General features: G+C 72.4%; 8 protein-coding genes. All 8 read left to right on the plus strand.

Annotated elements, in window-relative coordinates:
- Positions 1-6 precede the first annotated feature (6 nt).
- The 8 genes from mrdA to rpmA all read left to right on the plus strand — a co-directional run bounded on the left by mrdA (position 7) and on the right by rpmA (position 13888).
- Complete coding sequence (gene mrdA / locus ACIP4O_RS07465; RefSeq protein WP_401572659.1) at positions 7-2244, plus strand: penicillin-binding protein 2; 2238 nt, start codon at positions 7-9, stop codon at positions 2242-2244.
- A complete protein-coding gene (rodA, locus tag ACIP4O_RS07470; protein ID WP_361322671.1) occupies positions 2244-3440 on the plus strand; it encodes a rod shape-determining protein RodA in 1197 nt (398 codons plus the stop codon). Before mrdA ends, rodA begins: the two co-directional genes overlap by 1 nt.
- A 115-nt stretch (positions 3441-3555) precedes the next feature.
- The gene (locus tag ACIP4O_RS07475; RefSeq protein ID WP_401572661.1) at positions 3556-5124 is read left to right on the plus strand and encodes a CHAD domain-containing protein; all 1569 of its coding nucleotides are present in this window, start codon (positions 3556-3558) and stop codon (positions 5122-5124) included.
- A 315-nt stretch (positions 5125-5439) separates the two neighbouring features.
- Positions 5440-7377, plus strand: a complete 1938-nt coding sequence (locus tag ACIP4O_RS07480; RefSeq protein ID WP_361322662.1) for a TIGR03960 family B12-binding radical SAM protein — start codon at positions 5440-5442, stop codon at positions 7375-7377.
- A 178-nt stretch (positions 7378-7555) separates the two neighbouring features.
- Positions 7556-8386: a TIGR03936 family radical SAM-associated protein gene (locus tag ACIP4O_RS07485; protein ID WP_361323075.1), complete on the plus strand. Its 831-nt coding sequence runs from the start codon at positions 7556-7558 to the stop codon at positions 8384-8386.
- 361 nt (positions 8387-8747) lie between these two features.
- Positions 8748-12866: a ribonuclease E/G gene (locus ACIP4O_RS07490; RefSeq protein WP_401572663.1), complete on the plus strand. Its 4119-nt coding sequence runs from the start codon at positions 8748-8750 to the stop codon at positions 12864-12866.
- A gap of 432 nt (positions 12867-13298) precedes the next feature.
- Positions 13299-13619 carry a 50S ribosomal protein L21 gene (gene rplU, locus ACIP4O_RS07495; protein ID WP_401572665.1) on the plus strand — a complete coding sequence of 107 codons (321 nt, stop codon included), beginning with the start codon at positions 13299-13301 and terminating at the stop codon, positions 13617-13619.
- A gap of 14 nt (positions 13620-13633) precedes the next feature.
- A complete protein-coding gene (gene rpmA, locus ACIP4O_RS07500) occupies positions 13634-13888 on the plus strand; it encodes a 50S ribosomal protein L27 (protein WP_007827117.1) in 255 nt (84 codons plus the stop codon).
- Positions 13889-14065 lie beyond the last annotated feature (177 nt).

A 14065-nucleotide genomic window follows, 5' to 3' on the forward strand; every position in this document is an offset into this window, starting at 1 on the left:
CGTCGCATGTCGAACATTCCAGAGACCGGGCGTACCCCGAGGGTGCGCATCCGGCTCGTCATCCTCCAGATCCTGGTGATGTCCCTGCTGCTCACCCTCGGCGGGCGGCTGTGGTACCTCCAGATCCGCAACGGCGACGAGTACAAGGCGGAGGCGACGGGGAACCACGTCCAGCAGGTCGTCGACCCCGCCGTGCGCGGCGCGATCCTCGACGCGCGCGGCGTCCCGCTCGCCGACAACCAGACCCGACTCGTCGTCTCGGCCTCCCGTACCGAATTGATGAAGACGAAGGACGACGGGAAGACCATCCTCACCAAGCTCGCGGGCGTCCTCGGCATGGAGCCGAAGGACGTCATGGACAAGGTGCGGCTGTGCGACGCGAAGACCCCGCAGCCGTGCTGGAACGGTTCCCCGTACCAGCCCATCCCGATCACCGACGAGGCGAGCCCCAAGCAGGCCCTCCAGATCAGGGAACGCTCCGAGGACTTCCCCGGCATCTCCGCCGAGCCCACCGCCGTCCGCCGCTACACCGCCCCCGGCGGCGCGCAGACCTCGCAGGTGCTCGGCTACCTCTCGCCCGTCACGGACGAGGAGATCAAGTCCGCCGAGAAGACCGACTCGCCCTACCTGCGCTCCGACATGGTCGGCCGCAACGGCCTGGAGCGGCAGTACGACAAGGAACTGCGCGGCAAGGCGGGCGTGACCCGCTACGAGGTGGACAACCTCGGCCGAGTCATCGGCAAGGCCGAGTCCGACCGCGCGGAGCCCGGCGCGAACGTCGTCACGAGCATGGACGCGAGGGTGCAGGCCGTCGCCGAGTACGAGCTGAACGAGGCGATGAAGGCCGCGCGCAAGGAGTACGACAAGAACACCCACCGCAACTACAAGGCCGACTCGGGGGCCGTCGCCGTCCTGGAGGCCAAGACGGGCCGCGTCGTCGCGATGGCCTCGCTGCCCGACTACGACCCCAACGCCTGGGTCGGCGGCATCAGCGCCAAGGACTACACCAAGCTCACCAGCAAGAAGTCGAACTACCCGCTGCTCAACCGCGCCATCCAGGGACAGGCGGCGCCGGGCTCGATCTTCAAGGTCATCTCCACGACCGCCTCGGTACGCGCCGGCTACCCCTTCAACGGGCACTACGACTGCTCCAGCTCGTACTCCATCGGCAACCAGGTCTTCCAGAACTTCGAGTCGGAGAACTACGGGCCCATCAGCCTCGGCCGCGCCCTGGAGGTCTCCTGCGACACCGTCTTCTACGGCATCGCGCACAACGAGTGGAAGAAGGACGGCGGCAACAAGCCGAAGAAGAACGCCAAGGACTGGTTCTACAAGACCGCCCACCAGTTCGGCCTCGGCAAGGAGACCGGCATCGACCTCCCCAACGAGGTCAGCGGCCGGGTCCCCGACCGCAAGTGGAAGCAGGACTACTGGAAGGCCAACAAGGCCGCCTGGTGCAAGTCCGGCAAGAAGGACGGCGACTACGCCGAGCGCATCGCGTACGAGAACTGCCTCGAAGGCAACCAGATGCGCGCGGGTGACAGCGTCAACTACTCCATCGGGCAGGGCGACACCCTCGTCACGCCGATACAGATGGCGAGCATCTACGCCGCGATCTCCAACGGCGGCACGCTCCACGAGCCGAGCATCGGCAAGGCCGTCGTGAGCGCGGACGGCAAGCACGTCGAGGAGATCAAGCCGAAGGTCAACGCCAAACTCCCGATCGACGCCAAGCTCCACAAGGAGATCGACGGAGCCCTCGCCGGCGTCGCCACGCAGGGCACCGCCGCCTGGCGCTTCCAGGGCTGGCCGCAGAAGGACATCCCCATGCACGCCAAGACCGGCACCGCGGAGGTCTACGGCAAGCAGACGACCTCGTGGTTCGCGACGTACACCAAGGACTACGCGATCGTCATGACGATCTCCCAGGGCGGTACCGGCTCCGGCGCCTCCGGGCCCGCCGTCCGCAAGATCTACGACGCGCTCTACGGCGTCGACAGCTCCGGGCAGATCAACAAGAAGAAGGCGCTGCTCCCCGAGCCGGAGAAGGCGCTGCCGAAGATCGAGAAGGACGGGTCGATCGACTCGCCCACCCTCAAGAAGAAGTTCGCGCCCTACAAGCTGGAGGCCCCGCCCTCCACGTCGCCGCTCCTCCCGCAGGACGGCGGGGGCGTGCCGCAGGACGGTGGCGGCGTCGCGAACGCCGGCACCCCCGTCACGACGACCGCAGGAAGGCGCGACTGATGGCCGGGGGATCCTCGTTCAGCGTCGGCGGCTACGGCCCCGAGCGCTCCTCCTGGGCCCGGCTGCTCGCCAAGGGCTCGATCGCCCGGCGACTCGACTGGCCGATGCTGCTGTCCGCGCTCGCCCTCTCGGCCCTCAGTTGCGCCCTCGTCTACTCGGCGACGCGCGGTCGCACCGAACTCGTCGGCGACGACCCGTACGCGTTCCTCGTCAAGCACGTCGTCAACATCGGCATCGGGCTCGGCCTGATGATCGGCACGGTCTGGCTCGGGCACCGCACCCTGCGCACCGCGGTGCCGATCCTCTACGGGCTCTCGGTCTTCCTCGTGCTCCTCGTGCTCACGCCGCTCGGCGTGACCGTCAACGGGGCGCACGCCTGGCTCATGATCGCGGGCTTCTCGCTCCAGCCCGCCGAGTTCGTCAAGATCACGATCATCCTGGGCATGGCGATGCTGCTCGCCGCGCGCGTGGACGCGGGCGACCGGGACCACCCCGATCACAAGACGGTGCTCCAGTCGCTCGGTCTCGCCGTGCTCCCGATCATCATCGTGCTGCTCATGCCCGACCTCGGCTCGGTCATGGTCATGGTGATGATCGTGCTCGGCGTACTGCTCTCCTCCGGTGCCTCGAACCGCTGGGTGCTCGGCCTCATCGGCGCGGGCACCGCAGGGGCCGTCGCGATCTGGCAGCTCGGCATCCTCGACGAGTACCAGATCAACCGCTTCGCCGCGTTCGCCAACCCGAACCTCGATCCGGCGGGCGTCGGCTACAACACCAACCAGGCGCGCATCGCGATCGGCTCCGGCGGGCTCAGGGGGACCGGGCTCTTCCACGGGACGCAGACGACGGGGCAGTTCGTGCCCGAGCAGCAGACCGACTTCGTCTTCACCGTCGCGGGCGAGGAACTCGGCTTCGCCGGGGCCGGGCTGATCATCGTGCTGCTCGGCATCCTCCTGTGGCGCGCCTGCCGCATCGCGCGCGACACCACCGAGCTGTACGGGACGATCGTCGCGGGCGGCATCATCGCCTGGTTCGCCTTCCAGGCGTTCGAGAACATCGGCATGACGCTCGGCATCATGCCGGTCGCGGGGCTGCCCCTGCCGTTCGTCAGCTACGGGGGCACCTCGATGTTCGCCGTGTGGATCGCGGTGGGCCTGCTCCAGTCGATCAAATTGCAGAAGCCGCTCTCGGCCTGAGACGGTCGTCCGCCCGCAGCGGCGGTGCGGATCGGCGATGGCCTGATCCGTACGGTGGCGGCTCTTCGGTGACGCGGGCCCGTTCGGGCCCGCGTTTTCCGGTTACGTTCCCCTTATGGCGACCGAGACGCACGAGACGGAACGCAAGTACGACCTCGACGACCTCCACCCGGACACGCCCCTCCCCGCCCTCGGCTCGCTGCCCGGCGTGGGCGAGGAGACCGGGGGAGAGGTCCACGAACTCGACGCCGTCTACTACGACACCCCCGACCTGCGCCTCGCGAGCACGCGCGCGACCCTCCGCCGCCGCACGGGCGGCGCGGACGCCGGCTGGCACCTGAAGCTGCCGGTGGGCGGGGACACGCGCGAGGAGCTTCGGCTGCCGCTGGGGGAGCCCGGCGGGGGCGCGGCGGATGAGGAACCCGGTGGGGACGCGGTGCCGGAGGAGTTCGTACGGGTACTGGCCGCGCGGACCAGGGGCGCGGCGCTCGTCCCCGTCGTACGGCTGCGCACACGGCGTACGACGCGACTGCTGCGCGACGCCGAGGGGCGCGCGCTCGCGGAGATCGCGGACGACGCGGTACGGGCGGAGCGGCTCGACGGCGGGGGCGACGCGGAGAGCGGGGACGTGACGGTGTCCTGGCGCGAGGCGGAGGCGGAACTCACCAAGACCGGTACGGCCGCACTGCTCGACGCGGTCGGGGAACGGTGGCGCGAGGCGGGCATCCGACGGGCGGCGGGCCCCTCCAAGCTCGCCCGCGCCCTCACGGAGACCGGCACCCCGCCACCCCCGCTCGCGCCCGCCGCCGAGCGGGACACGGCCGGGGGACACCTCCTGCGCTACCTCCGCGCCCAGTACCTCGCCTTCCTGGACCGCGAGGCCGGGGTGCGCCGCGACAGGCCGGACTCCGTGCACAAGGCGCGCGTCGCCCTGCGCCGTACCCGCAGCGCCTTGCGCAGCCACCGCGCGCTCCTCGACCGGGGCCGCGTGGACGCGCTGCGCGCCGAACTCAAGTGGCTCGCGGGCGCACTCGGCGCCGACCGCGACCGCGAGGTCCTGGAGGAACGCCTGCGCGGACTGCTCGCCGACGTCGAAGGACCGCTCCTGTTCGGGCCGGCCGAGGCCCGGCTCACCACGTGGGCGGTCCGCGCGGGCGACACCAGCCGCGCCACGGTGCTCGCCGCGCTCGACGACCCCCGCTGCCGCGCGCTGCTCGACGACTGGGCGACCCTGCTTTCCGCACCGCCCCTGACGTCGGCGGCGGTGCGGCCCGCGCCGAAGCACTTCCGCAAGGCCATCAAGAAGGAAGGCCGCAGGTCACGGCGGCTCCTCGCCCGAGCCCTCGCACTCCCGCACGGCCCCGCGCGCGACGTGGCGCTGCACGAGGCGCGCAAGAAGACGAAGCGGCTGCGGTACGCGGCGGAGTCCGCACGACCCGTCCTCGGCAAGCCGGCCAAGCGCCGCACCCGCGAGGCCAAGGCCCTCACCTCGCTCCTCGGCCACCACCACGACGGCGTCGAGGCCCGCGCCGAACTTCTCCGCCTCGCTACCCAGGCGCAGGCGGCGGGCGAGGCGGGGTTCACGTGGGGGCTGCTGTACGGGAGGGAGGAGGCGCGGGCGCGGGTCTACGAGGAGGAGGCGGCACGGCTGGGGGCGGGGAAAGAGCGGGCGGGCGGGGGATGAGCGGGTGGGTGGGGGATGAGCGGGTGAGGGATGAGACGGGGCGGCGGCCTCGGGGCGTCCGGGGGCTCGGGGGTGCCCCTAGGGGACGGGGCCGGGGGGAGGGGGGGTGGCGGGGGCGGCCTCAGGGTTTTCCCCTAAGGGTCGTGCGGGCCCCCGGTGGGCCCAACGGGCGGGGCGGGGAGGGGGTTCCCGGCGGGGGTCACCCGTGGGGGTGAGTTGTCGTGTGGGCGAAGCGGTTTGGCGGGGGCGGTTACGCTGAGAGTTCGTGATCCCTCACCGGATCGTGCCCAGCTCCCGACGTCACAAGGTCAGCAGATGCCCGTCGAGTCCGCACCCTCGGTCTTCCCCCAGCTCGAAGCCCTGCTTCCGCACGTGCAGAAGCCCATCCAGTACGTCGGCGGTGAGCTGAACTCCACGGTGAAGCCGTGGGAGGAGTGCGATGTGCGCTGGGCGCTCATGTACCCCGACGCGTACGAGGTCGGGCTGCCCAACCAGGGCGTCATGATCCTCTACGAGGTCCTCAACGAGCGCGAGGGCGTCCTCGCCGAGCGCACGTACAGCGTGTGGCCCGACCTGGAGAAGCTCATGCGGGAGCACCACGTCCCGCAGTTCACCGTCGACAGCCACCGCCCCGTCGGCGCCTTCGACCTCTTCGGCCTCAGCTTCTCCACCGAGCTGGGCTACACGAACATGCTCGCCGCGCTCGACCTCGCGGGCATCCCGCTGGAGGCCGCCGACCGCACCGTGGCCCACCCGCTCGTCGTCGCGGGCGGCCACGCCGCCTTCAACCCCGAGCCCGTCGCCGACTTCATCGACTGCGCCGTGATCGGCGACGGCGAGCAGGCCGTCCTGGAGATCACCGAGGTCGTACGGGCCTGGAAGGCCGAGGGCATGCCCGGCGGTCGCGACGAGGTGCTGCTGCGGCTCGCGAAGACGGGCGGCGTGTACGTACCGCGCTTCTACGACGTCGAGTACCTCCCCGACGGCCGCATCGCCCGTACCGTCCCCAACCGCTCCGGCGTCCCGTGGCGCGTCTCCAAGCACACCGTCATGGACCTCGACGAGTGGCCCTACCCCAAGCAGCCGCTCGTCCCGCTCGCCGAGACCGTCCACGAGCGCATGTCCGTCGAGATCTTCCGCGGCTGCACGCGCGGCTGCCGCTTCTGCCAGGCCGGGATGATCACCCGCCCCGTGCGCGAGCGCTCCATCACCGGCATCGGCGACATGGTCGAGAAGGGCCTGCGCGCCACCGGCTTCGAGGAGGTCGGCCTGCTCTCGCTCTCCTCCGCCGACCACTCCGAGATCGGCGACGTCGCCAAGGGGCTCGCGGACCGCTACGAGGAGGAGAAGATCGGCCTCTCCCTCCCCTCGACCCGCGTCGACGCCTTCAACGTCGACCTCGCCAACGAGCTGACCCGCAACGGGCGCCGCTCCGGACTCACCTTCGCCCCCGAGGGCGGCAGCGAGCGGATGCGCAAGGTCATCAACAAGATGGTCAGCGAAGAGGACCTCATCCGCACCGTCTCCACCGCCTACGGCAACGGCTGGCGGCAGGTGAAGCTCTACTTCATGTGCGGGCTCCCCACCGAGACCGACGAGGACGTCCTCCAGATCGCCGACATGGCGACCCGCGTCATCGCCGAGGGCCGCGCCGCCTCCGGCCGCAACGACATCCGCGCGACCGTCTCCATCGGCGGCTTCGTGCCCAAGCCCCACACCCCCTTCCAGTGGGCCCCGCAGCTCTCGCCCGAGGACACCGACGCGCGCCTCGCGAAGCTCCGCGACAAGATCCGCGGCGACAAGAAATACGGGCGCTCCATCGGCTTCCGCTACCACGACGGCAAGCCCGGCATCGTCGAGGGCCTCCTCTCGCGCGGCGACCGCCGCGTGGGCGCGGTCATCCGCGCGGTGTACGAGGACGGCGGGCGCTTCGACGGCTGGCGCGAGTACTTCTCGTACGACCGCTGGATGGCCTGCGCCGAGAAGACGCTGCCCGCCTTCGGCGTGGACGTGGACTGGTACACGACCCGTGAGCGCTCCTACGAGGAGGTCCTGCCCTGGGACCACCTCGACTCCGGGCTCGACAAGGACTGGCTGTGGGAGGACTGGCAGGACGCGCTCGACGAGACCGAGGTCGAGGACTGCCGGTGGACGCCGTGCTTCGACTGCGGGGTGTGTCCTTCGATGCAGACGGAGATCCAGATCGGGCCGACGGGGCGAAAGCTTCTTCCCCTGTCGGTGGCGGGGCAGTAGTTCAGCCCGTGTCCGGGGCGGGCCTCGCGGGGCTCCGCCCCGGGCCCGGTTTCGGGGCTCCGCCCCGGGCCCCGCTCCTCCATCGCCAAAGGGGCTGGATAGTGCTGCGGGAACCCCCGCTCTCCGCTGCACGTACTCTAGAGAGAAGGACGACCGCACTCTCTAAGGACTGACTCCCCTGGGCAAGCGACAGCCCGAAGGCCCCCCTCCGGCGCCGGTCACGCAGCGCATCCGGCTGCGGTACACCAAGCGCGGGCGCCTCCGGTTCACCAGCCACCGCGACTTCCAGCGCGCCTTCGAGCGCGCGCTGCGCCGCGCCGAGGTACCCATGGCCTACTCCGCGGGCTTCACACCGCACCCGCGCGTGTCGTACGCCAACGCCGCACCCACCGGCACCGGCAGCGAGGCCGAGTACCTGGAGATCGGCCTCGCCGCGTCCCGCGACCCGGAACGCCTGCGCCGACTGCTCGACGAATCGCTGCCCACCGGGCTCGACATCGTCGACGCGGTCGAGGCCCGCACCCCGCACCTCACCGAGCGCCTCCAGGCCAGCGTGTGGGACCTGCGACTCGACCAGGTCGCCCCCGAGACCGCCGCGCTCGCCGCCGAGAAGTTCATGGCGGAGAGTACGGTCGAGGTGGAACGCCTCACGAAGAACGGCGTACGCACCTTCGACGCCCGCGCCGCCGTCGTCCGTCTCGGCCTCGCCGAACAGCGGGCCGACGAGCCGACCGAGCGTCCTTGTGCGATACTGCGCCTGGTAGTACGGCACCTGACACCCGCCGTACGTCCTGACGACGTCCTGTCCGGCCTCCGAGCCGTGGCCGAACTGGCGCCGCCGGTCCCCGCAGCGGTGACCAGGCTGGCGCAGGGGCCGCTCGATGAGGAGTCCGGCACGGTCACCGACCCGCTCGCGCCCGACCGCGAGGCGGCACCGCCAGCCACGGCAGCCACCGTGAGCGCCGGCTCCGCCACCGCGACGACGCCCGCCGAGGAAGGCACCGCGTAGGGAGTTCCCCGCCCACCCCGGCGGGCCCGCAGCACCTGGTACGGCACTGCCCCAGCCTCCCGGCTGGGAGGAGCCTCCACACCTGCGGCCCCGCCCCGGGAACGGCGGGAAGCCTCCTGACCGGCCGTCGCACCGCACCGCCTTCGTACCCGGAATCCACCGGGACCGGGCGGGGCACCCGACCACAAGACTTTCGCCAGGCCGCCGCACCCGCGGCCGGAACCGGCGAGACAGACACGAACAAGCTCCTGAGCGGCGCCCGCGCCCTCCGGTCCGGCGGCCACCGCGCGTCCAGCGCGAGCCGCCCGCGTCACCGGTAAACGGCGCGGCGCCCGGGAGCACGACGGGAGACACCCCCGCAATGCTTGAGCCGAAGGAACCCGGCACTTCCGGGACCCACGACGACACCCCCTCCTCGCCCGGCGACACGCTGCCGCCGCGCCGCAGGCGCCGCGCCGCCTCACGCCCCGCGGGCCCGCCCGCCGGGCAGAGCGCCACCGCGGAGAACCCCGCCGCCGAGCAGGCCGCCCAGGCCGCACCGGCGAAGGCGCCCGAGACGGAGACCACCACCCGTACGAGCGAAGCCGAGGCCGAGCCCGCCGCGCCGCGCCGCCGCCGTGCCACGCGCCGCGCCTCCGCGCCCGCCGGAGCCCCGCAGAGCGCCGCGCAGGCCGAGGAGACCCCCGGCGCCCCCGAGCCCGCCGAGGTCGCGGCAGCCGTCGCGCACCCGGCCGACGAGGCCGCCGAGCCCGCCGCGCCGCGCCGCCGCCGTGCCACCCGCCGCGCCTCCGCACCCGCCGGAGCCCCGCAGGCCGCCCCGGCCGACGAGGAGCCGCAGGCCACCGCGCAGGCCGAGAAGCCCGCCCGCGCCGAGAAGGCCGCGCAGGCCGAGAAGCCCGCCCGCGCCGAGAAGGCCGCGCAGGCCGAGAAGGCCGAGAAGCCCGCTCAGGTCGCCTCCGAGGCCGACGAGGACGACGGCGACGTGCGCCGCCGCGCGCGGCGCAAGCCCGCCCGCAGCCGCGCCACCTTCACCGAGCCGCAGATCCAGCCCCGCCAGTCCGCGAAGAGCGGCGCGAAGGGCGAGGAGCGCGGCGAGGAGACCCGCGGCGGCCGCAAGCCCGCGGTGCCCGTCTTCCGGGCCCCGGTCTTCACCGAGCCGACCTTCCAGTTCCAGACCCCCGAGCGCGCCGCCGCCGAGGCCGCCGCCACCGGTGACGACGAGGACGGCGCGCCCGCCGCCCCCACCGCTCCCGCCCGCGCCGAAGAGGGCGAGCCCGGGCGGCGCAAGCGGCGCCGCCGCGAGGAGCGCGAGCAGCCCCGTACCGCCGAGGCCCCCGCGCCCAAGGCCGAGAAGGCCCCCGCGCCCGCCGAGGACGTGACCGAGCCCGCGGAGTCCGCCGAGTCCGCCGAGCCGGCCGAGTCCGCCGAGTCCGCCGAGGACACCGAGCGTCAGTACGGCGACGAGGGCGAGCGTCCCTCGCGCCGCCGTCGCCGGGGCGGCCGGCGCCGCAGGCGCGGCGAGAGCGCCGAGCAGGACCAGCGCGAGGACCGCGAGGACGAGGAGGAGGGCGAGGAGCCCGCCGCCGAGGAGGCCACCGCCCCCGCGCCCGCCGCCGAGCGCCGCCCGGCCCCCGCCGAGGACACGGCCGACGAGGAGCGCGACGAGGAGCCCGAGGGCTCCGCCGCGCGGGACGAGGACGAGGGCTCCGGCTCCTCCTCCAGCCGTCGCCGCCGTCGCCGTCGCCGTCGCGCCTCGGACGCCTCCGGCGAGGCCGAGGCCACGCCCGCGGCCGACGACCCCGAGCGCACCGTGGTCAAGATCCGCGAGCCGAAGGAACGGCGCAAGGAGACCGACCACAGCGACGAGGTGCAGTCCATCAAGGGCTCCACGCGACTGGAGGCGAAGAAGCAGCGCCGCCGCGAGGGCCGCGAGCAGGGCCGCCGCCGGGTGCCGATCATCACCGAGGCCGAGTTCCTCGCGCGCCGCGAGGCCGTCGAGCGGGTCATGGTCGTCCGCGAGCAGGGCGAGCGCACCCAGATCGGCGTACTGGAGGACGACGTCCTCGTCGAGCACTACGTCAACAAGGCCGAGTCGACCTCGTACGTCGGCAACGTCTACCTCGGCAAGGTGCAGAACGTGCTGCCCTCCATGGAGGCCGCGTTCATCGACATCGGCAAGGGCCGCAACGCGGTCCTGTACGCCGGTGAGGTCAACTTCGAGGCGCTCGGCTACCACGGCCCGCGCCGCATCGAGACCGCGCTCAAGTCCGGTCAGTCGGTCCTCGTGCAGGTCACGAAGGACCCGATCGGCCACAAGGGCGCCCGCCTCACGAGCCAGGTCTCGCTCCCGGGGCGCTACCTGGTCTACGTGCCCGAGGGCTCGATGACCGGCATCAGCCGCAAGCTCCCCGACACCGAGCGCGCGCGCCTGAAGACCATCCTCAAGAAGATCGTCCCCGAGAACGCCGGCGTCATCGTGCGCACGGCCGCCGAGGGCGCGAGCGAGGACGAGCTGCGGCGCGACGTCGAGCGGCTCCAGTCGCAGTGGGAGGACATCCAGAAGAAGGCGAAGACGGGCAACGCGCCGACGCTCCTCTACGGCGAGCCCGACATGACCGTCCGGGTCGTCCGCGACATCTTCAACGAGGACTTCACGAAGGTCGTCGTCAGCGGCGACCGCGCCTGGGAGACCATCCACGGCTACGTCTCGCACGTCGCCCCCGACCTCGTCGGGCGCCTGTCGCGGTGGACCTCCGAGGTCGACGCCTTCGCCACGTACCGCATCGACGAGCAGCTCGCCAAGGCGCTCGACCGCAAGGTGTGGCTGCCCTCCGGCGGCTCCCTCGTGATCGACAAGACCGAGGCGATGATCGTCGTCGACGTCAACACCGGGAAGTTCACAGGCCAGGGCGGCAACCTGGAGGAGACCGTCACCAGGAACAACCTGGAGGCGGCCGAGGAGATCGTGCGCCAGCTGCGGCTGCGCGACCTCGGCGGGATCGTCGTCATCGACTTCATCGACATGGTCCTGGAGTCCAACCGCGACCTCGTCCTGCGGCGCCTCCTGGAGTGCCTGGGCCGCGACCGCACCAAGCACCAGGTCGCCGAGGTCACCTCGCTCGGCCTCGTGCAGATGACGCGCAAGCGCGTCGGACAGGGGCTCCTGGAGTCCTTCTCCGAGACCTGCGTCCACTGCAACGGGCGCGGCGTCATCGTCCACCTCGACCAGCCCACGACCACGGGCGGCGGCGGGGGCGGCGGCAAGCGGAAGAAGAAGGGCAAGGGTGGCGAGCAGGCCGAGCACGTCGACCACGCCGAGCACGAGCTGACGTACGAGTACGTGAGCGCCGAGCAGGCGGAGGAGGCGAAGGCCCAGGAGGAGCCCGCCACCGAGGTCGTCACCGGGCCCGCCGCACTGCCCGAGCCCGTCTTCACGCCCGACGAGGACCTGTACAGCAGCGCCGCCGAGGCCGAGGCGGCCGCCGCCGGGTACGGCGGGCGGCGTGAGCGCAGCCGGCGCCGTGCCTCGCGGCGGGCCTCCTCGCCCGCCGGGGCACCGCGCGAGTCGCGGGTCACCGACACGGACACGGTCGGCGCCTACGACCCCGAGGAGCTGAAGGGCGAGCAGCCCGAGGCCATCGTCGAGGTGCGGGAACCGGCCGCCGACGCGGTCGCGGACGCGGCGGTCGAGCCGCTCGCCGACACGGTCGTGGAACCGGTCGTCGAGCCCGAGGCCGTCGAGGTCGTGACGGCGGCGACGCTGCCCGCCTCGGCCGTCGCGGACACCGTCGCCACCGAGGAGGCCCCCCGGGGCCGCGGGCGGCGCCGGGCGACGCGCAAGGCGAGCGCCCCGGCGGGTTCGCCGAAGGCCGCCGAGCCGGTCGAGGTCGTCGTGCCCGTCGCGGAGGTCTCCGCACCCGAGCCCGTCGCCGAACTGGCCGCCGAGCCCGAGCCCGCGGAGGTCGTCCCCGAGGCGGCGCCCCCGGCGCGTGCCAGGCGCCGCGTCGTCCGCGAGGTGGCCGCCCCGGCGACCTCGGCCTCGGACGAGGACGCGGTGCTCGTGGTCCCGGCGACGCAGGCCCCGGCCTCCGGCGAGGAGACCCCGGCCGAGGTGGCTCCCGTGAAGAAGACGACGGCGCGGAAGACCGCGGCGAAGAAGGCGCCCGCCAAGAAGACCGCGGCGAAGACCACCGCGGCCAAGAAGGCGCCCGCCAAGAAGGCCGCCACGAAGAAGGCGGTGGCCGACAAGGCCGCGGAGGCGGCTCCGGAGGAGGCCCAGGCCCCCGCCGAGGCCCCCGCCGAGGAGGTGCCCGCGAAGAAGGCGGTGCGCAAGACGGCGGCGAAGAAGACGACCGCCGCCAAGAAGACGACCGCCGCCGCGAAGAAGGCGCCGGCCAAGAAGACGGCCGCCAAGAAGGCGCCCGCGAAGAAGGCGACGGCCCGGAAGGCGACGGAGTCGCCGGAGGGCGCGGAGTCCTGAGCCGACGGCCGTGAGAGGCCGCCTCCGTCCCCGTGGGGGTGGGGGCGGCCTTCTCGCGTACGGGTGCGCTGCTGGGTCCGCCGTGCGCACCCGCCCCCAGCCTTCGGCCGGGGGGGACCCCCACGCACAGCGGAACGATTGCCCACAGCGGAACTGCGGGACGAATGTCCACAGCGGAACCGGCGACCGGCGTAGGGTGTGGGGCTCTTCGGGGCCGGTTTGACCCTCTGTGTGGGGGACCCGTAGTCTTGGCCCTTGGCGTCTCTGGCGCCACCTTCTGAGCATCCCACCTCCGGGCGGGCGGCGTCTTCGCCGTCATGAGCCCCGGGGAGGCCGCTCATCCCTCCTTCGGTGGACCGGGGTTCTCCCCTGCCTCCGGCGGGCGGCTGGCATCAGGAGGTCCCGTTTTCGAGCACAGAGAGTGAGATCCGCGTGTACGCCATCGTGCGCAGCGGTGGTCGCCAGCACAAGGTTGCTGTCGGCGACATCGTTGAGGTTGACAAGATTTCCACTGCCAAGGTGGGCGACACGGTCGAGCTCTCGACCCTGCTGCTCGTCGACGGCGAGGCCGTCACCAGCGACCCGTGGGTGCTGGCCGGTATCAAGGTCGTGGCCGAGGTCGTCGACCACCACAAGGGCCAGAAGATCGACATTCTGCGCTACAAGAACAAGACCGGCTACCGCCGTCGTCAGGGCCACCGCCAGCAGTACACGGCGGTCAAGGTCACTGAGATCCCCACGGCTGCGAAGTAAGGGACTGAGGAGACATGGCACACAAGAAGGGCGCGTCGTCCACCCGGAACGGCCGCGATTCCAATGCTCAGCGGCTCGGCGTGAAGCGCTTCGGCGGTCAGGTCGTCAACGCCGGTGAGATCATCGTCCGCCAGCGCGGCACCCACTTCCACCCGGGCGCCGGTGTCGGCCGCGGCAAGGACGACACCCTCTTCGCGCTCGACGCGGGTGCGGTCCAGTTCGGCACGAGCCGTGGCCGCAACGTCGTGAACATCGTCCCCGTCGCCTGATCAGTCACCACCTGATCAGCCGTATCGGCGGCGCGTGACCTCACGCGTGGTTTTTCGCGAGGGCGGACTCCCTCCCACCGACAGCACCGGCGGGAAGTGAGTCCGCCTTTCGCGCGTTATGCACCACTGGCGCGCGATCCCGCACCCTTGACATAACTCGTAGCACTTTTCACCCGC

This window comes from Streptomyces sp. NPDC088923, from assembly GCF_044749745.1.
Classification (GTDB): Bacteria; Actinomycetota; Actinomycetes; order Streptomycetales; family Streptomycetaceae; genus Streptomyces.

Coding starts and splice junctions, on each gene's coding strand:
- ACIP4O_RS07475 (WP_401572661.1), top strand. CDS start 3,556: ATGGCGACCGAGACGCACGAGACGGAACGCAAGTACGACCTCGACGAC.
- rpmA (WP_007827117.1), top strand. CDS start 13,634: ATGGCACACAAGAAGGGCGCGTCGTCCACCCGGAACGGCCGCGATTCC.
- ACIP4O_RS07480 (WP_361322662.1), top strand. CDS start 5,440: ATGCCCGTCGAGTCCGCACCCTCGGTCTTCCCCCAGCTCGAAGCCCTG.
- ACIP4O_RS07490 (WP_401572663.1), top strand. CDS start 8,748: ATGCTTGAGCCGAAGGAACCCGGCACTTCCGGGACCCACGACGACACC.
- rodA (WP_361322671.1), top strand. CDS start 2,244: ATGGCCGGGGGATCCTCGTTCAGCGTCGGCGGCTACGGCCCCGAGCGC.
- mrdA (WP_401572659.1), top strand. CDS start 7: ATGTCGAACATTCCAGAGACCGGGCGTACCCCGAGGGTGCGCATCCGG.